We start from the raw sequence: 21,929 nt of genomic DNA on the forward strand, positions 1-21,929 counted from the left end.
CCGGAGGAGACCCGCTCCCGCTCGGCTAGAACTGGATGTTGAGGGTGGTCTGCACCCTGGCCTCTTTCGGGTAGTTCTTCTCTTTGAACTTGGCGGTTTCCAGGCCGTAGGCGCCGTCGATGTCGAAGTAGAACCACTTGATCCCCAACGAAAGGCCGGCGGTGGCCACCGGGCCGATGTCGTTGTTGGCGAGGTTCTTGTACATGCCGCCGCGCAGCTTCAGCCAGGTGAAGGGGTGGATCTCCAGGCCGCCGCCCAGGTTGCGGCTGGTGTAGTCGGCGCTCGGGAGTACCGTCTCGTTCTTGGTGATGTCGAGGTCGGCGGCGAGGGTCAGCCAGGAGAGCGGGTCGAGGGAGATGCCCGCCCTTACCTGCGGCTTCAGGGTGACGCCCGAATTGTCGACCGGGTTCCCGTTGGCGTCGGTGGTGACCAGGTTGCCGTGCTGGTCCTTCAGTGCAGGCGCCGAGAACTTCGGCGAGGTGAGGTTCTTGCCGACCAGGCCGAAGTTGAACCAGTCGCTGTATTTATAGAACATGCCGAGGTCGAAGGTGACTGCGGTGCTCTCGGTGTAGTTCTTGGTCAGGTTGCTGGTGATGTTGCCGGAGCTGACGCTGCTCCCCTGGTTGACCAGCAGCAGTTCGGACGAATAGACGCGCCCCACGATCGGCTTCACGGAGGCCCCGATGCCGAGCTTGCCGTAGCCCCCGAGGTCGATCGGGTGGCCGTAGGCGATCGGGAACTCGACATAGGCGAGGTTTCTCAAGACGACCGCGGTACGGTTGTTGTCGATGGTGAGTCCGCCGCCGGTACCGTTGTTGCTGGCGATCAGGGTCGGTAGGAAGTTGCCGATGGTGGTGGTAGATATCTGGTCCTGGGTAACCCCATGATTATTGGTGGTAAGGGTGTTGTCCATGGTGGCAAGGATGTCGTTGGCCTGGGAGGCGGTGAAGCCGGCGCCTTCCAGGGAGGTGATCAAGTTTCCCCTGATGGTGGCATCGGTGAAGTACGTGTAGTTGTGGCTGGTGCCGATGCCCGGGGTGACGGCGTTAATGATGTCGGCGTTGGTGAGCGTGACGCCGGAGGAGTTGCTGGGAAGGATGTTCTTCATATCGATGTCGGGGCGGGCGAACCCTTCCATGTTTCCGAAGGCGCCGAAGGCGAAATGCTTGATCTGCATCGCGAACTCGGTGTTGGCCTCCAGGGAGACGGTCCCCTTCTTGTCCTCGATGTCCTTAAGGACCGAGAGGAGTGCGACCACGTCGCCCAGCGCGTCCGGATTCCCGCTGATGTTCTTCAGGTTGTCGAAGGTGGATTGCCCGTTGGCGCCCTTCTCGGTGAACTTCTCGACCTTGTCCACGTTGTCGGCCAGCCCTTTCGACACCCTCAAGCCCGCGCTCACCTCGATCGGCATGCTGAAGGTGGTCTCGTTGAAGGCGAGCCCGGCCGGGTTCCAGTAGGCGGCCAGGGCGTTGGTGGTGCGGGCCACGCCAGCACCGCCGATGCCGAGGTTCCCGATCGGTTGGAAGGTGGCGGCGTGGGCGGTTCCCGCCAGGGTCATTGCGCACAGTGCCAAGGGTATTGCGAGTTTTCTCATCGGTTACGGTCCTCCCTCGTGTTAATGAAACGGCGCCACTCTCGGCGCGGGATCTTAGCCTACAAACTGCCGGTGCACAACGGAAAAGTGGCGGTTTTCACCGTGCCGCACTGGGGGAATCGATGACCCATGGGCGGCCTCCCTTTTCATGGGGAAACATTGTCCCTTGAATTCATTGGGCATTCTGCGATAATCTTGCTCTTCGGACGTTTTTACCGATTGTTTAGCCCCAGCTGTTCGCATGCTCGTAATTTCGGCCCCGGCCCCCGCCGCCTGGCCTTTTGCGCATTAGACGGACAGACGGCACGGAGACCCCCGCCAATGGAGATTTACAAAGCCCCGTCCCGCAGGATCAAGAAGAGCCGCTCGTACGGGAAGCTTTTAGGCACCATCCTGGGAAGCTGTTGCGTCATCGGGATGCTCGCCTTCGTCGGCTATCTTTTCTACCTCTTCAACGCCCTTCCCAAGGTCGACCGGCTGGCCGATTACCGCCCCCCCATCCTCTCCCAGGTCTTCGGGGCCGACGGCAGCCTGGTCGGTGAGTTCTACCTCGAGCGGCGGACCGTGGTCCCGGTGGACAAGATCCCCCGGCGCCTGATCCAGGCCTTCGTCTCGGCCGAGGATTCCAACTTCTACCAGCACAAGGGGATCGACTACGTCGGCATCATGCGGGCGGCGTTCAAGAACATCATCTCGCTGCGGAAGAAGGAGGGGGCCTCGACCATCACCCAGCAGGTCGCCAAGTCGATGCTCCTCACCCCGGAGAAGAAGTTCTCCAGAAAGCTCAAGGAGGCCATCCTCGCCAAACGGATGGAGGAGCGGCTCTCCAAGGACGAGATCCTCTACATCTACCTGAACCAGATCTACCTCGGGGCGGGGGCCTACGGCGTGGAGCTCGCGGCGGAGACCTACTTCGGCAAGGAGGTCGACAAGCTGAACCTGGCCGAGATGGCCATGCTCGCCGGGCTCCCCAAGGCACCCAACGCCTACTCCCCGATCAAGCACTTCGACAAGGCCAAGGAGCGCCAGTCCTACGTCCTGGAGAGGATGGTCAAGGAGGGGTACATCACCCGGGTGGAGGCCGACTACGCCAAGGCGACCCCGATCGTTATCCACGCCCTCAAGAAGGTGAACCCGGAGCAGTCCGCCTACTTCCTCGAGCAGGTACGGCAGCAGCTCGAGGAGAAGTACGGGGAGGAACGCCTCTACAAGGACGGCCTGCGGATCTACACGACCATGAACGCCGAGATGCAGAAGGGTGCCTACGACAGCGTGGTGAACGGGTTGAAGGCGCTCGACAAGCGGCAGGGGTTCCGGGGGGCGGCGCGCTACCTCACCGAGCAGGAGGTCGACGCCTTCTGCAAGAAGGTCGAGGACGGGATCGACTACGTGACCCTCAAGCAGGGCTCCACCTACCAGGGGGTGGTGGTCGGGATCGACCCGGCCAGGCAGGAGCTCAAGGTGCGGGTGGGTGACCGCACCGGGACCCTCATCAGGAAGAACATGGAGTGGGCCGGCAAGGTCGAATTGGTCAACGCCTGGGGGAAACCGGAGGCCAAGCGGGCGATCGGGCTCGGCGCGGTGCTCGAGCTGCAGGTCAAGGAGCCGGACCAGAACAAGAGCGGGGCGGTCTTCGCCCTCGACCAGATCCCCGAGACCCAGGCGGCGCTGGTGGCCATGGACCCGATGACCGGTGCGGTGCGGGCCATGGTGGGAGGCTACGACTTCAAGAAGAGCCAGTTCAACCGCGCCATGCAGGCCAGGAGGAACCCCGGTTCCGCCTTCAAGCCGGTGATCTACGCGGCGGCCCTCGACAAGGGGCTCACCCCGGCTACCGTCATCGACGACTCCCAGGTGGAGTACGAAAGCGGCGGCGACAAGGCCTGGAAGCCCAAGAACTACGACAACGTCTACCGCGGACCGGTCACCATGCGGGAGGCCCTCACCAACTCCATCAACGTGGTGAGCGTCAAGATCCTGGAGCAGATCGGGGTCTCCTCCGCCATCGAGTACGCGAAGAAGCTCGGGATCACCTCCCCGCTGGCCGCCAACCTGACCCTGGCGCTGGGCTCCTCCAGCGTGACGCCGCTCGAATTGACCAGCGCCTACGCGGTCTTCGCCTCCGGCGGCTACCGCACCACGCCGTACTTCATCACCAAGGTGCTCGACCGCGACGGCCGGGTGCTCGAGGAGGTCCCCGAGCCGAAGGTTCAGGCCCCCGCTTTCGCCAACCTCTCCACCCCGCAGCCGGACGGGACCGCCGCGGGCGACGACCAGGGGGATGGGGGCAAGGCCGAGCAGCCGGCACCCGCTCCGGCGGCCGTGGCGGCCCCGGCCACCGGCCCCTCCGCGGTGCCGGTCGTCTCGCCGGAGATCGCCTACCTGATGACCAACCTGATGGAGAGCGTCGTCAGCAGCGGTACCGGCGGACGGGCGCGTGCCCTCGGCCGCCCGGTGGCGGGCAAGACCGGTACCACCAACGACATGAAGGACGCCTGGTTCGTCGGCTACGTCCCCCAGCTGGTGGCCGGGGTCTGGGTCGGCTACGACCAGGAGCGGAGCCTCGGCGCCGGAGGCTCGGGCGGGCAGGCCGCGGCCCCGATCTGGACCGAGTTCATGCAAAGGGCGCTGGCCGGGGTGCCGGTCAAGAGCTTCGCCGCTCCCGCCAACGTCACCTTTGCGCTCATCAACCCCCATACGGGGAAATTGGCGCGCGAAGGGAGCGGCGACGCGATCCAGGAATGTTTCATTAGCGGCAGTGAGCCGACGAGCTACGATCAGGATCCCGCGCCCGAGCCGGCTCCCAAGCAGTAACTTATTGAAATCAGACGATGTTTATCCCAGTCCCGCGCCGGGTGCGACGGCCGGGGGGCGATGAGCCGGAGCATGGCCGGCGAGGGTTCAGCGGAGACCAGATCGGGCTAGATCCGCTCCTGTCCTGGAGAAAATGCCGGGAATTCTGCACAAAACCCTTGCAAATTGCGTTTTTATGATTATAGTGGCATTTAATTTAATACAGCCAAGGGGGGTTCACATGACTAAGGCAGAACTGGTTGAGGCAGTTGCTAAGTCCGCAAACATCTCGAAGGGAGCAGCCGAAAAAGCGGTCGGCGCTTTCATCACCAGCGTGAGCGGCGCTCTCAAGAAAGGCGAAAGGGTAACCCTGGTCGGCTTCGGCAGCTTCGAAGTCTCCGACCGCCAGGCACGCACCGGTCGCAACCCGCAGACCGGCAAGGAGATCAAGATCTCCGCCGCCAAGGTTCCCAAGTTCCGTCCGGGCAAGGCTCTCAAAGACGCCATCGCCAAGTAATTCAGCTCAGGCAGCCGAGCGCCCTCCGTTCGGCTGCCTGACCGTGCCGCACCGAAACCCCGCAGACCGGGAATGTCTTCCGCGAGGAGCGCTTCCCCATCGTCTGGCGGGGTTTTTTTCGGAAAGCCGGTGCCGGCGGGAACGAGCGCCGCTCAGGTTTTTTCAGGCGGGGCGAAAGCCGCCAAAGCCGCGCCCATGGCCTCGCGGCGACCCGGGAGGAAGTCGCAAAAGCGCGGAGTAGAAAAGAAAAGCTTGCCTTCGCGGTGATCATGTAGTAAGTGTGATCGGCTGACTGACTCAGTTTCATCCGGAGCCTCGAGCTCCTCCCATCGATCCAACCCCTCGCATTACCGGTCAATCCCCTCGACAATGCGGCAGCAGCAAATGGTTGGCGACGATGTACGATCTGCCGGTCATCACCTGTTGTCGTCCCGAAGCTGCGGCCTTTGCCGCGGCCACTCTCTCACGTCCTCTATCTGCCACTTCCCTGGCAAAATTCGATCCCCGCGCTCCGCAGCGGCTGGCGCCCTGTCGTCGTGGGAAAAAGGAAACGCATGTCTTTCGAATCGTTGAACCTCTCCGCCCCGATCCTCAAAGCCCTTTCCGCCTGCGGCTACAGCGCGCCGACCCCGATCCAGGCCCAGTCCATCCCGCTGGCCCTCGAGGGTAAAGACCTCATCGGCTCGGCCCAGACCGGCACCGGCAAGACCGCCTCGTTCGTGCTTCCCGCCCTCGAGCGCCTGCTGGTCCCCTCCGCGGCGCGGGGCAAGGGGCCGCGCGTCCTGGTGCTGACCCCGACCCGCGAGCTCGCCACCCAGGTCTCCGACGCCGTCCGCTCCTACGGGAAGTTCATGCGGGTGAGAAGCGGCTCCATCCTCGGGGGGATGCCGTACCGTTTCCAGATGGATCTCCTTTCCCGCCCGGTCGACTTCATCGTCGGCACCCCGGGTCGCATCATCGACCACCTCGAGCGCCGCACCCTGAACCTCTCCCGTCTGGAGCTTCTGGTGCTCGACGAGGCGGACCGGATGCTCGACATGGGGTTCTCCGAGGACGTGGACCGCATCGCCGCCGCCTGCCCGGAAGGGCGCCAGACGCTTCTCTTCACCGCCACCATGGATGACGCCATGGCCAAGCTGGCCGCCCGCCTCTTAACCGACCCGGTCAGGGTGGCCGTGGAAGGGAAGGAGGTCGCCGAGCTCCAGATCGAGCAGCGCCTGCACGTGGCCGACGACATGCGGCACAAAAACCGCCTGCTGCAGCACCTGATCTCCGACGCCAGCGTCAGCAAGGCCATCATCTTCTCCGCCACCAAGAGGGACGCCGACCAGCTGGCCGCCGACCTCTACGCCCAGGGGCACGCCGCGGCGGCCCTGCACGGCGACATGTCGCAGGGGGCCCGCAACCGGACCATCGTCAACATGCGGCGCGGCAAGGTGCGTCTCTTGGTGGCCACTGACGTGGCGGCCCGCGGGCTCGACGTGAGCGGCGTCACCCACGTCATCAACTACGACCTCCCGAAGTTCGCCGAGGACTACGTGCACCGGATCGGCAGGACCGGGCGCGCCGGGGCCACCGGGGTCGCCATCTCGTTCTGCTCCCTGAACGAGGTCGCCTACCTCGACCGCATCGAGCGCTACACCGGCAAGACCCTTCCCCAGCACGTGATTCCCGGGCTCGAGCCGACCCGGCAGCTCCGCAGGGCCAACGCCGGCCCCGGCGGCAAGAAGGGGCGTCCCTCCTTCGACCCGCGCCGCAAGACGACGGGCCCCAAGGGGCGCTTCGGAGCCCCCGGCGGGAAACCGGGGCGCCGCGACCAGGACGTGGTGGTCGAGTACCGCCGTGGCGGCCGCCGCGACGGCGGCAAACAGGGGTAGCAGCGCCTTCTGCCGCTAACCGACTGCCGTATCCCGCACGCCGGGGTACGGCTGTTTTTTCGCCGGTGAAACGCCGGGAGAGGCGGGACAGGGAAGGGGGGCGGAAGGGGAAGAAGGGTTGCGTTGCCCTCCTCTTTTTGGTAAGGTGCCGTGAATCAAGGGTGCCCGCTGAAAGTGACCGGGGTGCCTACGTGCCGCGCAGGGCGCGAGCGCAAATCGACCGACAGGGGGTGCCCGATGGCTGGAGCCGTTGAACTTGGAAAGGATCTCTACTGGATCGGGGTGAAGGATCCCGGCCTGACCGTTTTCGATGATCTCTTCCCGACCGAGCACGGTACCACCTACAACTCGTACCTCGTCCGCGGGGCCACCCATACCGCCATCATCGACACCGTCAAGGCCAAGCGCTGCGAGGAGTACCTGGAGAACATCCGCTCCCTCGTCGACCCGGCCGAGGTGGACTACATCGTGGTCAACCACTCCGAGCCCGACCATTCCGGCTCGCTCGCCTTCCTGCTCAAGCACTGCACCAAGGCGTGCGTGATCTCCAGCCAGGCGGCCAACACCTTCCTCAACAACCAGATCCATAAGCCTTTCTCCTCCCGGGTGGTCAAGGACGGCGAGACGCTCGACCTCGGCGGCCGCACGCTGAAGTTCATCTCGGCCCCCTTCCTCCACTGGCCGGACACCATGTTCACCCTGCTCGAGGAGGACGGCGTCCTCTTCCCGTGCGACGCCTTCGGCGCCCATTTCGCGGCCGACGGGATCTTCGACGACGAGGTCCCCGACTTCCAGGCCGATACCCGCTTCTACTTCGACTGCCTCATGCGCCCCTTCAAGGACCGGGTGCTCGCCGCGGTGGGCAAGCTGGACGGGATCGATCTCAAGCTCGTCTGCCCAAGCCACGGCCCGATCTCGCGGAGCAACCCGCGCAGGATGATCGACCTCTACCGGAAGTGGTCCGAGCCCAAGGCGGGAGGGAAACGGGTCTCCATCCTGTACATCTCCCCGCACGGCAACACCGAGAAGATGGCCGAGGCGGTGGCCCGCGGGGCGAATCTCCCCGGCATCCACGTCACCCTCTGCCACATCAACCACGCCTCGGTGGCCGACATCCGCGACCTGATGGAGGAATCGGACGCCCTTATCTTCGGGACCCCGACCATCAACCGCGACATCCCGAAACCGATGTGGGACGTGCTCGCCTACCTCTCCACCGTGAGCCTCAAGGGGAACATCGGCGGGATCTTCGGAAGCTACGGCTGGAGCGGCGAGGCCTGCCGCTTCGTCGAGGAGCGCCTCAAGGGGCTCGGCTTCAAGCTCCCGGTCCCCTTCATCCGCTCCCCCTTCATGCCCAGGGGGGAGATCATCGCCCAGTGCGAGGCGATGGGACGCACCATCGCCGAAGAGGTCCTCAAGAAATAGCGTCCATCCCGCCGGCCCCGCCGGCGGCCTGCTTTCCCCCCCTCCCCGCCCGGGGAGGGGTTTCCTTCCTCCATCGATCCCGTTGCCAACCCGTACGAGAATTCCCATGCCGACGCCGTCACCTGAGATCGTCGAGGTCGCCATCCCGCTGCCCTTGGAGGGGAGTTTCCATTACCTCCTTCCCGGGCGTCTGCAGGGTCAGGCCGCCCCGGGCAAGCGGGTGCTGGTCCCCTTCGGCCGGCGCAAGCTGACCGGCTATCTCCTCGGCGTCGCCACCGGCGCCCCCGGCGGCACCGGCGAGCTGAAGGAGGTGCTGGAAGTCCTCGACGAGGAGCCGCTCTTCACGGCGCCCGAGCTGGAATTCTACCGTTGGATCGCCTCCTACTACCTCCACCCCCTGGGAGAGGTGATCAAGATGGCGCTTCCCGCCGGGATCAACCTGGTGAGCCGCTACCGCTGCGAGAAGGGAGAGGACGGCACCCCCATCATGCGCGAGTACCTCGCCGGCGGGAAGAACGTGCGGACCGAGCGGTTCTACCGGGTGGTTCCCGGTTCCGGGGAACGGCCGCGCGGCAAGGGGGGGGAGATCCTCGACTACCTCGCCGAACAGGGGGAGACCCCGGCGGGAGCCCTCCGGGAGCGCTTCGGGGGCTGCACCCCGCAGCTGAATCGCCTCGTGGAGCTGGGGGCGGTCAACTGCGAAGAGCGCGAGGTCTACCGCGACCCCTTCCGCGCCGCGAGCTTTGGCCACGACCAGCCGCTGCCGCTCAACCCGGGGCAGCGGGCGGCCTACGAGAAGATCATCGCCGCCCTCGCCGGCGGTTCCTTCGCACCCTTTCTCCTCCACGGCGTGACCGGCAGCGGCAAGACCGAGGTCTACCTCCAGTCGATCGCCGCCGCCCTGTCGGCCGGAAAGAGCGCCCTGGTGCTGGTCCCCGAGATCGCCCTCACCCCGCAGCTGGTCGGCCGCTTCAAGAGGCGCTTCGACGTGGGGATCGCGGTCCTGCACTCCGGGCTCTCCGACGGGGAGCGCTTCGACGAGTGGCGCCGGATCCGGCGCGGCGAGGCCTCCATCGTGATCGGCGCCCGCTCGGCCCTTTTCGCCCCGCTGGAGCGGCTGGGGATCGTGGTGGTGGACGAGGAGCACGAGGGCTCCTACAAGCAGTCGGAGGGGGTGCGCTACAACGCCCGGGACCTCGCGCTGGTGCGGGGGAAGCTCGCCCAGGCGGTGGTGGTGCTCGGCTCGGCCACCCCTCTCATCACGAGCTACCACGCCGCCATGAACGGACGGCTCGGCTACCTCCACCTCCCGAGCCGGGTGCGCGAGCTCCCGATGCCGGAGACGGTGATGCTGGACGCCCGGGGGCAGAAGGGGGTGACCTTCCTCCCCCCCCTGGTCGACGCCATCCGGGACAACCTGGAAAAGGGGGGGCAGACGCTCCTCTTCCTGAACCGGCGCGGCTTCGCCACCTACCTGGTCTGCCACGACTGCGGCCAGGTCCTGCGCTGCCCCAACTGCGAGGTGACCCTCACCTACCACCGCGGGAAAGGGCGCCACGTCTGCCACTACTGCGACTATTCGCTGGCCGCCCCCACCCTCTGCCCGACCTGCGGGGGGGGCGAGATCACCCTCCTCGGGAGGGGGACCGAGCGGGTCGAGGAGGAAGTCCAGGAGCTCTTCCCCGAGGCGCGGGTGTCGCGCATGGACCGGGACACCACCAAGGGGAGAGGCGGCCATGCCCGCGTCCTGAAGGCGCTCGAGGACGGCTCCGTCGACATCCTGATCGGGACCCAGATGATCGCCAAGGGGCACGATTTCCCCGGCGTCACCCTGGTGGGGGTGGTCTCCGCCGACGCCTCGCTGAACCTCCCCGATTTCAGGAGCAGCGAGCGGACCTTTCAGCTGGTGACCCAGGTGATGGGGAGGGCCGGGAGGGGGGACCGCCCCGGGCGGGTGATGGTCCAGACTCTCGCCCCCGAGCACTACGCGCTCACCTGCGCGGTGGCCCACGACTTCGAAGGCTTCTACCGGGAGGAGATCGCCTTCCGCGAGGAAGTGGGGTATCCCCCCTTCGCCCACCTGGTGGCGATGACCATATCCTCCATTTCCAACCCCCAGGCGGAGAAGGCCGCCGAGGACGCGGCCCGGCAGTTGCGCGGCCTGAAGACCGAGATGCGGATGCGGGTGGAAGTCCTTGGCCCCGTCACCGCGCCGCTTGGCAAGGTCCGGGGCCGTTTCCGCTGGCAGATCCTCCTCAAAGGGCGGGAGCGCTCCGAGCTGCACCGGCTGTTGGCGAGGTTCCGCGCCGGCTACACCCACTCCTCCACCGTCCGCGTAGTGATCGACGTCGACCCCGTAGAAATGCTGTAGCTCTATATCCCCTCTCCCCCCGGGAGAGGGTGGCCGAAGGCCGGGTGAGGGAGGTTTTTCCTTCCGCAATTAAAATAACCACCAAAAAAAGGGGCCCCCTTCCGGGAGCCCCTTTTTTCATTGCAGCCGTTTCCCCGCCGTTACTGGGGAGGTGCCACGAAGGCGTAGATCATGAACAGCAGCAGGGTGATCCCGATGAAGAGAGCCGTGAAGCCGAAGGCCTTCAGGCAGAAGTCGTAGACGACCCCGCTGGTCTTCTCGGCCTTGAACTGCTCGGTGATCCCGTCCTTCTCGTAGCGGGCCCACTGGTCACCACGCTCCTCGATGAACTCGTGCTTGGGCATCTGCCCGTTGAAGATGACGAAGTCCATCGGGAACTTCTCGGGACGCCCGTGGGTGTTGAAGAAGTGGACCGTGAAGATGAAGCCGGTGGCGAGGAGCGCCTCGTCGGAGTGGATGATGGTCGCCACGTTGAAGGCCCAGCCCGGGAGGAAGCTGCCGAAGAACTCGGGGAACCAGAGCATCAGGCCGGAGCCGCCGATGGCGAACATACCCCAGAAGACCGCGATGAAGTCGAATTTCTCCCAGTAGGTCCACCGCTCGAAGGTCGGCTTGGGACCCTTGAAGAAGAACCAGCGGACCATGCCGGCCACGTCGCTGATGTCGCGGAGGTTCGGCATCAGGGAGTCGGGCCCGAAGAACCTCTGGATGACGTTACCCTTGAGGTCCTTCCTGATGAAGAGGAAGTGGATGGAAAGACCGAGCGCCATGGCGAAGTAGACGAAGGTAATGCCGGCGCAGCAGCGGTGGATGAAGCCCGCGTTGGGGGCGCCGCCGTAGAGACCCATGAGGACCTTGGCCCACGGCTGGTCGCTGAACTTGAGCGGAAGACCGGTCAGCGAGAGGCCGAGGAAGCTGATGATCACCAGGAGGTGCATGAAGATGTGGCGGGCCTTGAAGCGGCGGTACACCTTGTGCCCGTCGACGATCTCGTGGTGGCCGACCATGGCGTGGGTGGCGCACTCGGCGCCGAGGCTCGGGGCCGCCTGGAGGTGGCCGACGGAGTGCAGCGAGTAGCCGGCCTCGAGGGCGGAGGCCTTCTCGCGGTTCTCCACGAAGCCGCGGATCATCCAAAGGAGGGTGTGGAGCCAGAAGACCGCGAAGGTGGAGACCAGCAGGCCGGTCATGGCGACGAAGGTGTAGAAGAGGATCGGGTAACGCTCGCGGTCGTTGTGCTCGCCGTGGGCGTAGAACTTGGTGAAGAGCACCGAGTCACGCTCGTGGCAGTGGCCGCAGGTCTTCACGAGGTTCGCCGAGTTGACCGAGGAGTTGGGATCCTTGACCGGGAGGATGGCGTGGGCGGTGTGGCAGTCGGCGCAGCCGGCAACCTTCTCGGGGTAGCCCAGGCGGTAGTTCTTCCCGTGGTAGGAGGCGAGGTAGCTTTCCACCGCCACCTTGGAGATGTGGTTACGCTCGACGAGCTTCTCGTCGCCGTGGCAGCGGAGGCAGACCTTGGTGTGGAATTCGCGGTTGCTCTTGGAGCTCGGATCGCCCAGCGCCTTGATGTCGTGGAGATTGTGGCAGTCGTTGCAGGCGGCCGAATCCTGGTTGCCGGCCAGGACACCTTTGCCGTGGACCGACTGGGTGAAGCCGCGCTCGTCCTTGTGGCACTTCACGCAGATGGCGAGCACCCGGCGCTTGTCCTTGTTCCAGGAGGTGTGGGTGTGGATATCGGTGTGGCAGTTGGCGCACATGATACCTTTTTCGGTGTGGATGCTGCCGGCGTGCTCGAGAGCTTCCTTTTTGTGGCAGCGAACGCATTGTACCTTGCCGACCTTCACCTCGCCCTTCATGTGTTTGGCGAGCTCGACGATTTCGACATGGCAGCTGGTGCAGCCGTTTTTGCCGTGCACCGAGAGGGCCATCTGGGCCGCATTGATCTTGTCGCCATGGCAACCGAGGCAGGTGGCCGGGTCGATGGCGAGCCCTTGCTGGGCGGCGGCTGGTCGAGCGAGTAGGACAAGCAGCAGTAACGGAACTAAGCGGGTGAAGATCTGTACCATTGTAATCTCCTCATAAAAAAGAAACATCGTTTTGCTGGACTGCATGCGTCAAATGGCACGTTAGGCGGCGCCTAATGTAATACGCAATTAACGATAAATCAACATAAAAAGCGTAGATTAATAAGGCTGATACAACTTTACCCGCCGCGAATTGGCTGAAAAGAGGGGAAAAAGTGCAGTGATTTGGCGAGGGTTGTCGGCGTTGTATACATTACCATTAGACAAAAGTCCAGATAATTAATTAACAAAACCAAATCTGGTTGGACGGCGGGCGGCTAACTGCGGGGAAATTCTGGGTAGGAGGAATTTTATTAATCTTTTACCACCACATCTCATTAGCAAAAATGCGGCTGTCTGCCACTTATGGAGCTTTGTCGGCATCCTGGTTGCCAACTTTAGGGGAAAAATTTCAAGGGGATGGCACGGGACCAGCGAGAGCCGCACCGAAGGGGCACCGAAGCGGCCGCAGAAGCGTTGGGGAGCGGCCGGAGGGGGGTGGGGAGCGACTGGAAGGAAACGGAGAAAGGTCTGGGCGAGGAGCCGAAAACGCGCATGGAAGGCCGGGGCGTCTGGAGGCGGGCGGAGAGAGCGGGCGGAGAGCGTCTGAGGAGGCGGGGAGAGTATGAAGGAAGGCGGAGAGCCCCTTTCGATACGGGTGGAGGATGGTCCGGGTGGCGGGCTTGGGGCCTCGTGCGCGGTCAGGCGGGGGTGACGATCCCTTCGGAGAGGGCGAATTCCAGGAAGGAGAGGAGGTCTGCGCGGGGGATGGAGAGCTCGCGGCCGATTTCCCCGGCCGGGCGCCTGCCGTCCAGCGAGGTGAGGAGTCGGTAGTACGCCTCGGAGACCGATTCGGTGCAGACCTCTCCCTGGCCGGGGTAGATGATGGCCCAGGAGGGGGAGGGGCGGAAGCAGGAGGCGAAGGCGGGAAGGTCCATCTCCCCCGCCTCGAGGATGTCGAGGATCTCGTAGTTGAAGGTGGCCAGGAAGGCGCTAGGCGCCAGGGCCAGCGGGCGCCGCAGCGGGTCTATTCCCTTGAGCTGGCGGCCGGAAAGGGGGAGGGGGGGCTCGGCCATGAGCGCCTGGGCGTAGCGGTGGTGGTAGTCGACCAGGTCGAGGGCGAGCGGGAGGAGGCGGGCCTTGCGGCCGCCGTACATCTCTCCCAGGAACCGGCGCTGCAGCTCCCAGATCTCCTCTTCGGGGATCTCCTCCTCCCGGACGGCTCCCCGCTTCTTGAGGAAGGCCCCGAAGGCGGCCAGGAAGGCGGACGGGGTCAGCCGCAGGGGGGCCACCACCGCGTTGAACCAGGCGACCGCCTTCCCGCGGCTGTAGAAGACGTCGCAGGCGGTGGCGAGCAGGGAGGCCTCGGTGAGGTCGGCCGCGGTGAACTCCGGGGTGGAGGTAACCGTGTACGGGGGATCGGGAAGGTGGGCGAGCCTGAACTGGTCGGCCTTCCGGTGGAGCCGGGTGCCGGGGAGTACCGCGAGCGGGAAGATGTCGAGGTGGTTCGGGTAGAGCGCCAGGGCGAAGTCGAGCGACTGGCAAAAGAGCGGCAGCGAGTCCCCGGGGAGCCCGTAGATGAGGTCGAACCCGAAGATGGCGCCAGTTTCGTTGAGGAGCATCACCCGGTCGCGGAAGTCGTCCGGGTCGAACCCCCTCCCCACCGCCCGCATCACGGCCGGATGGGCGCTCTGGAGCCCGATCTGCAGCGAACAGGTGATGGATGCGAAGAGCTCGGCCATCTCCTCGTCGATGAATTCGCTGCGCACCTCGAAATGGAAATGCACCCCGGGGGCGGTCTTCCGGATCAGCCGGAGGATCTCCTTGGCGCGCTGCGGGATCTTGTTGAAGGTGGAATCGAGCACGAAGACCTGGGGGACCTTCAGGCGGGCGAAGAGCTTGAGCTCCTCCCGGATGCGCTCCATCGGGAAGCGCCGGACCCCTCCCCCCCCCTTGTGGTCGAAGCAGAAGGCGCAGGCGAAGTCGCAGCCGCGCGAGAGCTGCCAGAGGACCCCTCCGGTGGCGGCCGGGTCGAGGAGCCCTTCGAGGTACGGGGAGGGGATGGCCTCGAGGTCGAAGGGCGGGGAGGGTAGCGCGCTCATTCCGCCGGGGAGGAGAAGGCCGGGGATGTCCCTGAGCGACCCACCCGAGGCGAGGCGCCGGACCGCTTCACGGAAGGGACCCTCCCCCTCACCCATGACCAGGAAGTCGAAGGGGGCGAGCGCAGTCAGCGGGGACGGGTTGGCGGTGACCTCGGGGCCGCCGGCGCAGACGGTGAGGCCGGGCTTGAGCCTTTTGAGGGCGCGGGCCACCTCGACGGTCTCTTCCCTGCACCAGACGTAGACGGAGAAGGCCACCAGGTCGGGATCGGCGGAGAGGATCTCCCGGGCCCCTTCCTCGGCGGACGTTTCCAGGTAGAGGTCGCAAAGCCCGCTCGACACCCGTGCCGCGAGGCCGGCGTCGGCGTCCAGCACGGACTTCAGGAACGCGCAGGCGAGCGGCACCGCCTGGGGGGAGCGCCGGGGATGAATGGTAACCAGGGTGATCTTCATCGTTTGGATAACTTCTGGCGGGCCTTCACGCGCGGCTTGCCGTTCTCGATGACGACCACGAGATCGACCTCCTTCGCGCCGTACTTGCTGAGGATGGCGGGCTTCTGCTTTTCGATGGCGTTGAAGAGCGCCTCGCGGGTGACGTTGTCGACCGGGAGATTGCAGGCGCGGCGGGCGGTGATGTACTGCTGGTAGACCCTTTCCATCTCCTCGCCGCTGGATACGGCAGCCTGCCGGACCGGTTTCTTGTCCTGGTTGAGGGTCATCCGGAAGCGGTCGCGCTCGTATCTCCCCTCCTCGATCAGGCGGTTGATCCGGGTCCATTTCTGGCGGTGCACGTTGAGGGCGGCCACTGCGGAGTCGTAGCGGAAACGGTCGCGGGTGTTGGTGATGCTCACGTTCTGGTAGCGGCGGACCTGGCGCTCTACCTCGTCGAGAAGGCGCACCGGTTCCCTCTTCTCGATGCCGAAGAAGTACTGCTCGTACTTTATGATCAGCTCGCGGAGGTCCTGCTCCAGTCGCGCGATGTCTTCGGTGGTGCCCATTCCGCCTCCCCCGCGAACTATAACGGTTACTTGGGCCCATGTAAATCGCAAAAAATAAGGAAATCGCGCCCGGTTGCGGGGGGGAAAGGCTTGACTGCGGTGGGCGATGTTGCTAGAAGTAGAAAATTGTCATCTTCAGGCATTATACGAAATAATTCCTTCGGCTGACTGGCGAAGGTGAGGAGAACTCATGGCGAAGCTTTCCGCTGTCGTTTTGGCCGCCGGGATGGGGACCAGGATGAAGTCCGCCCTGGTAAAGGTGATGCATCCGTTAGCGGGTGCTCCGATGATCGCGTGGCCGGTGGCCGCCGCCTTCGAGGCGGGGGTCGGTTCGGCCGTGCTGGTGGTGGGGCACCAGCAGGAAAAGGTCCGCGACTATTTCGCACAAGGGGAAAAGGAAGTCTCCTTTGCCGTCCAGGCCGAGCAGCTCGGGACCGGCCATGCGGTCCGCTGCGCGATGCCCCACCTGTCCGCCGGCACGGACACCGTGCTGATCCTCTGCGGCGACACCCCGCTTTTGACCGCCGCCACCCTGGGCGCCATGGTGAAGGTGCACCAGGCGAGCGGCGCCACCCTGACCGTGATGACCGCCCGCTTCGCCGAGCCCTTCGGCTACGGACGGGTCCTCAAGGGCGATGACGGGAGCGTCACCGCCATCGTCGAGGAGAAGGACGCCAGCGACGAGGAGCGCAGGATCCAGGAGGTGAACGCCGGGGTCTACTGCGTGGACCGCGCCTTCCTGGCCGAGGCGGTGGAGAAGCTCGACGCCAACAACGCCCAGGGCGAATACTACCTGACCGACGTGATCAAGCAGGCCGCCGGCCAGGGGCGCAAGTGCCTCTCCTACACGGTGGCCGATCCCGCCGAGATATCCGGCGTCAACGACCGGGTGCAGCTCGCCGAGTCGGCGCGCATACTGAGGGGGAGGATCAACCGGGAGCTGATGGTTTCCGGGGTGACCATGATCGACCCGGCCGCCGTCTACATCGACCGCGGCGTCAGGGTCGGCCGCGACACGGTGATCCACCCCGGCGTCACCATCACCGGCAAGACCGTGATCGGCGAGGGGTGCGAGATCGGCCAGGGCGCGGTGATCAGCTCGAGCTCCATCGGCGACGGGAGCGTCATCAAGGCGGGGAGCGTCATCGAGGAGGGGCTTCTCCACGAGGAGGTGCAGATCGGCCCCATGGCGCACCTGCGCCCCGGCTGCGAGCTGATGGCCAAGGTCAAGATCGGCAACTTCGTGGAGACCAAGAAGATCGTGATGGGGAAGGGGTCCAAGGCCTCCCATCTCACCTACCTGGGGGACGCCACCATCGGGGCCGGGGTCAACATCGGCTGCGGGACCATCACCTGCAACTATGATGGCGTGAAGAAGCACCACACCACCATCGAGGACGATGTCTTCGTGGGAAGCGACGTACAGTTGGTGGCGCCGGTCAAGGTGGGGAGGAACTCTCTCATCGCGGCGGGGACCACGGTAACAGTCGACGTCCCCCCCGATTCTCTGGCTATCTCGCGTACTCCCCAAGTGAACAAGGAGGGGTGGAAGCTTAAAAAGGGAAAAGGTTAGAACTTTTTTTCCCGGAAACTTGCCACAAATTCCCCAACCCTGCTATACTCATGTTCTCCGAGATTAGACGAAATAGAGAAATGGGAACAGGGTTGGGACCTCCACTCCCTCCTCAGGTAGCCTTTTCACCGTCAGAATCATCATTTTAATTCGCCGCGGCTATCGACGCCGGACCCGGGGTTCACTGAACCGCCGGGCCGGTGCCGTTGCCAGAAGGGGTGTCACATGTGCGGTATCGTGGGATACACGGGGGGCAGGGATGCCACCTCCATCATCATTGAAGGACTGAGAAAGCTCGAGTACCGCGGTTACGACTCCGCGGGGATCTGCACCATAGCCGAGGGGAAGGCGACCATCAAGCGCAGCGAAGGAAAGCTGATCAACCTGGAGCGCCTTTTGGCCGCCGACCCGATCGACGGCACGGTCGGCATCGGGCACACCCGCTGGGCCACCCACGGGCGCCCCTCCGAGATCAACGCCCATCCCCACCAGGCCGGGAGCGTGGTGGTGGTCCATAACGGGATCATCGAGAACTATCTCCAGCTCCGCGACCAGCTGAAGGCGGAGGGGGCGACCTTCAAGAGCGAGACCGACACCGAGGTGATCTCGCACCTGATCGAGTCCAAGAGGAGAAAGAGCGGCAACTTCGAGACCGCCGTGCGCGAGGCGCTGGCCGTTTTGGAGGGGGCCTACGCGGTCTGCATCCTGTGCGAGGACGAGCCGGGGGTGCTGATCGCCGCCAAGCTCGGCGCGCCGATGGTGGTCGGCATGGGGGAGGGTGAGTACTTCATCGCCTCCGACATCCCGGCCATCCTCTCCCACACCCGTTCCATGATCTTCCTCGAGGACGGCGAGGTGGCGGTCTTCAAAAACGGCACCGTCAACTTCTCCACCATCGCCGGCGAGGCGCTCGCCAAGACCCCGCGCCACATCGACTGGTCCCCGCACATGGCCGAGAAGGGGGGCTACCGCCACTTCATGCTGAAGGAGATCTTCGAGCAGCCCCGCGCGGTCAGGGACACCATCGCCGGCAGGCTGCGCGAGGTCGAGGGTGACGTCTACCTCGAGAACCTGGAGATGACCGATGCCGACCTGAAGAAGATCGACCGGATCTGCATCATCGCCTGCGGCACCTCCTGGCACGCGGCGCTGGTCGGCAAGTTCCTGATCGAGGAGCACTGCCGGGTGCCGGTGGAGGTGGACATCGCCTCCGAGTTCCGCTACCGCAACCCGGTGGTGAACGACAAGACCCTGGTCATGCTGATCTCCCAGTCCGGGGAGACCGCCGACACCCTGGCCGCCATGCGCGAGTCCCGGCGCCGGGGGGGCAAGGCGGTGGCCATCTGCAACGTGGTGGACTCCTCCATCGCCCGCGAGGCCGACGGCGTCATCTACACCCACGCAGGCCCCGAGATCGGGGTGGCCTCCACCAAGGCCTTCGTGACCCAGCTGGTCGCCCTCTACCTCTTCACCATCCGGCTCGGGCGCGCCCGCGGGGCGATGAGCTGCGAGGAGGGGAGAAAGCTCATCGCCTCCATCGTGCGGGTCCCGGCCCTCATGGAAGAGACCCTGAAGCTCAACGACCAGGTGGAGAAGGTGGCGAGGAACTACCTGTCCGCCCGCGACTTCCTTTACCTGGGGCGCGGCATGAACTACCCGATCGCCCTGGAGGGGGCTCTGAAGCTCAAGGAGATCTCCTACATCCACGCCGAGGGTTACGCCGCCGGCGAGATGAAGCACGGCCCGATCGCCCTCATCGACGAAAACATGCCGGTGGTGGTGCTGGTTCCCAAGGGGGCCAACTACGACAAGGTCTTTTCCAACATGGAGGAGGTCATCGCCCGCGGCGGGCGCGTGATCGCGGTCTGCTCGGCCGGCGATGAGAAGGTGAAGTCCAAGGCCGAAGTGGCGCTGGAGATCCCCGAGGACGGCGAGGACGTGGTGCCGATCATCGTCTCGATCCCGATGCAGCTCTTGGCCTACCACGTCGCGGTCCTCAAAGGTACCGACGTCGACCAGCCGAGAAACCTCGCCAAGAGCGTGACCGTCGAATAGGCTTTCCCCCTTCAACCCATTCCCTCTTCCCAGCACGGTCCCTCCCCTTCAAGGGGAGGGACAGGGTGAGGATGGGGTTCGACTGCAAAAAAAATTTCCCGCCCCGGCTCCCCCGTTTAATGAGGCCACCGTTTAACCGCCCCCAGTCGTTCAGCGTCCTTGGGACGGCTTAGAACGCCACCCTGGCTTTCTCATTATAGTCTTCCGGCCAAACGGCCCCTAGCCCACCCGCCTCTGACTTGCCAACGCACCCCTCTTCTGTAAACTCGTCCCGAGAGGAGCCAATTCGAGGAAAGGAGGACCGGAATGCCAAAGAAGAAGAAGCCGGAAACGCCGAAGAGGCCGTTGACGACCTGGCTGGCGGGGGAGCAGATTCCCAGTTTGCTGGCCCAAACAGGCACCATCCTGGGGTGCGCCGCAGCCCACAACTGCTACCGGGTGGGGCAAAATCCGCAACCGGTGGATGACATCCTCACTTCAATGACCAAGGAACACGCCATCCTCAACCAGGCCTACCTTGCGGTCTTGGGGGGGGACACCTCCCAGACCGCTCTGAGGGACCAAGCCAGGGCGCAGCTGATCCAGGATATCTACTACTTCGGTAACTGGGTGGAGATCATGGGGCGGAATAATCCCGAGGCGTTGCTCAACACCGGCTACGCCCCTGCCACCCAGGTGACGAGGAACATGTTGCCGGCGCTTTTGGATGTCACGGCCACCGGGCTCACCCCGTCGCACGGGACTCACCCGAGGAGCATGAATCTCAAGTTTGCCGGAGCCAAAGGAGTGAGGTCCTGGGAGCTCTGGTGGACTACGTCGGATCCCGCCGTCGACGGGAACTGGAGTTTCCTGAAGAGCGGACTGAGGACGAAGTTTGAGTTCGACGGCCTCGAGCCGGGGAGGCTGTACTATTTCCGGATCAGGGGAGTTAATTCCCGCGGGCCGGGGCCTTGGTCCGTAGTGGTCAGCCTCCGGGCGATCTGATGTAGCATGGGGGGTCAGGCATCCCGCCTGACCCCGTTCCCCTTCCAAACTTCACCGCCTGCCGGCGTCACCCTTCCTCCTCCAGCACTAACCTGGACCCTGTCGGTAATCCTTGGCGCGACAGCTCCCACCCACCCGGACCACAACTACCTTTCTGAGTCCTCTGCCCAACTTCCCTCATGTTCATAACGGAAAGCTCGCCCACGTTGCCTTCCCCTATCCTATGAGCAGGTTGACTAGGCCATGTTACGAGCAGAGTGACCTAGGTCTCCTCCTCTCTTTACATGCCGGCTAGATCCAGGTCCCCTTCCCTTCAAGAGGGGGACTGGGTGAGGACGGGGGGATGCACAACCGCCTGACTCAAGCACCGACCGGTGGGGAATAAGCAAAGATCTGCCGCTCCAAGCTTGCTTCCAGGGGGACTAAGCTTATTCCCCCGGGAACCAAGCTTATTCTCTGGAAACTAAGCTTATTCCCGGTGGATCCAAGCTTATTTCCCGCCGTTTCACGTCGAAATAGCCTCCCTCGGAGGATGCTTTCTCCGGTTGTCAACTCAGGTCGGGTGTTTTTCACGAAAAAAAGGGCTTTTTTGTTCCCGGCCACCCGATTTTAAACTCGGAACGGTGGAATTAAGCTTGAGTCCGCCGATTTTTGCTTGAGCCCCCGGGATCCAAGCTTGAGCCCCTGCGATTCAAGCTCGGGAACGGTCGGACGCAGGGGCGGACGCAGGCGGACGAAGCAAGTTAAGTGAAAGGGGTGCAAGCCTTTCGTGGAAAGGTGGAGAACTCAACTTGCTTGGCAACGTCCCCCTTTAATGGACGACGGCCTCGAGCCGGGGAGGCTGTACTATTTCCGGATCAGAGGAGTTAATTCCAGCGGGCCGGGGCCTTGGTCCGTAGTGGTCAGGGAGGACCAGTGACTCCTCAGTGCACCCCGGGTGGTGCGGGATCGATCGTGATTTCGTGGTAGGAAAGCAGTTTAATCTTGCCCCCGCAGATGACGGCCCAGCGGGCGGGATAGGGGCCTTACTGTTGGTAACGGCTCTTGCCGGAGGTCTTTGTCAGGTGGAAGATCTTCAGTCCAACACTCCTGGCAGAGGGCCTAGCCACCCTTCCCTTTGCCCCCGTCTCAGGATGTTTCCAAGGGAATCTGAAAAAGGGATCACGGTGAGAACAGGATCAAAATTTATCAGAAACGCCCTCTGCCCAGGCTGTGGTGAGTAGCTTAGGTCACTGATCCATTTCATGTCGGGATCTTTATAGAAAGCCCTGAGCCCCTGCATGAGAAAGGTCCGGCCGTAAGGAGGGTTGGTAGCGAAAATATAGGAGTTTGCTGGGAATGCAGGCGTGATCTGTTTGACGGTCGTCAACAGATCACGCATTGGAGCCCATTCTTCACGCCATTGTTCTCCTCGTTCCTGGATCCGTCGGTAATTCACTGCGTATTCCGCGGCAAGCCGGCCACCGATTCCGATCGAAGTCGGCCACCCATTCCGATTCAAGCCGGCCATCTATTCCGTTTGATTCCGGCCACCCCCTGAGCTCCTTCCTCCATCCCCGCCTTTAGCGTCGCTGGGCAATTTC

12 protein-coding genes are annotated in these 21,929 nt (G+C 64.1%); 8 read left to right on the forward strand and 4 right to left on the reverse strand.

Features of this window, described 5'->3' with window-relative positions:
- Positions 1-25 precede the first annotated feature (25 nt).
- The gene (gene traF / locus ACYVL5_RS05770; protein ID WP_460594600.1) at positions 26-1,594 is read right to left on the reverse strand and encodes a conjugal transfer protein TraF; all 1,569 of its coding nucleotides are present in this window, start codon (positions 1,592-1,594) and stop codon (positions 26-28) included.
- Positions 1,595-1,915: 321 nt separating this feature from the next.
- On the opposite strand from traF, the gene ACYVL5_RS05775 reads away from it, so the two are divergent.
- The 5 genes from ACYVL5_RS05775 (at position 1,916) to priA (ending at position 10,577) form a co-directional block, all read left to right on the forward strand.
- Positions 1,916-4,408, forward strand: coding sequence for a penicillin-binding protein 1A (locus tag ACYVL5_RS05775; RefSeq protein WP_460594601.1), 2,493 nt, complete (start codon positions 1,916-1,918; stop codon positions 4,406-4,408).
- A 220-nt stretch (positions 4,409-4,628) separates the two neighbouring features.
- On the forward strand, positions 4,629-4,904 hold the full coding sequence (locus tag ACYVL5_RS05780) for an HU family DNA-binding protein (protein ID WP_250677546.1): 276 nt from the start codon (positions 4,629-4,631) through the stop codon (positions 4,902-4,904).
- Positions 4,905-5,458: 554 nt separating this feature from the next.
- Positions 5,459-6,781, forward strand: coding sequence for a DEAD/DEAH box helicase (locus tag ACYVL5_RS05785; protein WP_460594602.1), 1,323 nt, complete (start codon positions 5,459-5,461; stop codon positions 6,779-6,781).
- 237 nt (positions 6,782-7,018) lie between these two features.
- Positions 7,019-8,206, forward strand: coding sequence for an FprA family A-type flavoprotein (locus ACYVL5_RS05790; RefSeq protein ID WP_460594603.1), 1,188 nt, complete (start codon positions 7,019-7,021; stop codon positions 8,204-8,206).
- 106 nt (positions 8,207-8,312) lie between these two features.
- A complete protein-coding gene (priA, locus tag ACYVL5_RS05795) occupies positions 8,313-10,577 on the forward strand; it encodes a primosomal protein N' (protein ID WP_460594604.1) in 2,265 nt (754 codons plus the stop codon).
- Between the two features lie 140 nt (positions 10,578-10,717).
- Here priA and ACYVL5_RS05800 read toward each other — a convergent pair whose 3' ends face one another.
- The 3 genes from ACYVL5_RS05800 to ACYVL5_RS05810 form a co-directional block, all read right to left on the reverse strand.
- Positions 10,718-12,640: a cytochrome c3 family protein gene (locus tag ACYVL5_RS05800; protein WP_460594605.1), complete on the reverse strand. Its 1,923-nt coding sequence runs from the start codon at positions 12,638-12,640 to the stop codon at positions 10,718-10,720.
- 698 nt (positions 12,641-13,338) lie between these two features.
- Positions 13,339-15,189, reverse strand: a complete 1,851-nt coding sequence (locus ACYVL5_RS05805) for a B12-binding domain-containing radical SAM protein (protein ID WP_460594606.1) — start codon at positions 15,187-15,189, stop codon at positions 13,339-13,341.
- Positions 15,186-15,734 (reverse strand): MXAN_5187 C-terminal domain-containing protein, encoded by a 549-nt coding sequence (locus tag ACYVL5_RS05810; protein WP_460594607.1) that lies wholly within the window; start codon positions 15,732-15,734, stop codon positions 15,186-15,188. The genes ACYVL5_RS05805 and ACYVL5_RS05810 overlap by 4 nt, the downstream gene beginning before the upstream one ends.
- A 190-nt stretch (positions 15,735-15,924) precedes the next feature.
- Between ACYVL5_RS05810 and glmU the strand changes: the two genes are divergently transcribed.
- The 3 genes from glmU (at position 15,925) to ACYVL5_RS05825 (ending at position 20,346) form a co-directional block, all read left to right on the forward strand.
- Positions 15,925-17,307 (forward strand): bifunctional UDP-N-acetylglucosamine diphosphorylase/glucosamine-1-phosphate N-acetyltransferase GlmU, encoded by a 1,383-nt coding sequence (gene glmU, locus ACYVL5_RS05815; RefSeq protein ID WP_460594608.1) that lies wholly within the window; start codon positions 15,925-15,927, stop codon positions 17,305-17,307.
- A gap of 225 nt (positions 17,308-17,532) precedes the next feature.
- A complete protein-coding gene (gene glmS / locus ACYVL5_RS05820) occupies positions 17,533-19,362 on the forward strand; it encodes a glutamine--fructose-6-phosphate aminotransferase (protein WP_460594609.1) in 1,830 nt (609 codons plus the stop codon).
- 306 nt (positions 19,363-19,668) lie between these two features.
- Entirely contained in the window at positions 19,669-20,346 is a 678-nt protein-coding gene (locus ACYVL5_RS05825; protein WP_460594610.1) for a fibronectin type III domain-containing protein, read from the forward strand.
- The last annotated feature ends 1,583 nt before the right edge of the window (positions 20,347-21,929 follow it).

It is taken from the genome of Geomonas sp. Red276 (assembly GCF_054784495.1).

Excerpts from the sequence above, each read along its gene's own strand:
- traF (WP_460594600.1), bottom strand. The coding sequence starts at position 1,594 with ATGAGAAAACTCGCAATACCCTTGGCACTGTGCGCAATGACCCTGGCG.
- ACYVL5_RS05775 (WP_460594601.1), top strand. The coding sequence starts at position 1,916 with ATGGAGATTTACAAAGCCCCGTCCCGCAGGATCAAGAAGAGCCGCTCG.
- ACYVL5_RS05780 (WP_250677546.1), top strand. The coding sequence starts at position 4,629 with ATGACTAAGGCAGAACTGGTTGAGGCAGTTGCTAAGTCCGCAAACATC.
- ACYVL5_RS05785 (WP_460594602.1), top strand. The coding sequence starts at position 5,459 with ATGTCTTTCGAATCGTTGAACCTCTCCGCCCCGATCCTCAAAGCCCTT.
- ACYVL5_RS05790 (WP_460594603.1), top strand. The coding sequence starts at position 7,019 with ATGGCTGGAGCCGTTGAACTTGGAAAGGATCTCTACTGGATCGGGGTG.
- priA (WP_460594604.1), top strand. The coding sequence starts at position 8,313 with ATGCCGACGCCGTCACCTGAGATCGTCGAGGTCGCCATCCCGCTGCCC.
- ACYVL5_RS05800 (WP_460594605.1), bottom strand. The coding sequence starts at position 12,640 with ATGGTACAGATCTTCACCCGCTTAGTTCCGTTACTGCTGCTTGTCCTA.
- ACYVL5_RS05805 (WP_460594606.1), bottom strand. The coding sequence starts at position 15,189 with ATGAAGATCACCCTGGTTACCATTCATCCCCGGCGCTCCCCCCAGGCG.
- ACYVL5_RS05810 (WP_460594607.1), bottom strand. The coding sequence starts at position 15,734 with ATGGGCACCACCGAAGACATCGCGCGACTGGAGCAGGACCTCCGCGAG.
- glmU (WP_460594608.1), top strand. The coding sequence starts at position 15,925 with ATGGCGAAGCTTTCCGCTGTCGTTTTGGCCGCCGGGATGGGGACCAGG.
- glmS (WP_460594609.1), top strand. The coding sequence starts at position 17,533 with ATGTGCGGTATCGTGGGATACACGGGGGGCAGGGATGCCACCTCCATC.
- ACYVL5_RS05825 (WP_460594610.1), top strand. The coding sequence starts at position 19,669 with ATGCCAAAGAAGAAGAAGCCGGAAACGCCGAAGAGGCCGTTGACGACC.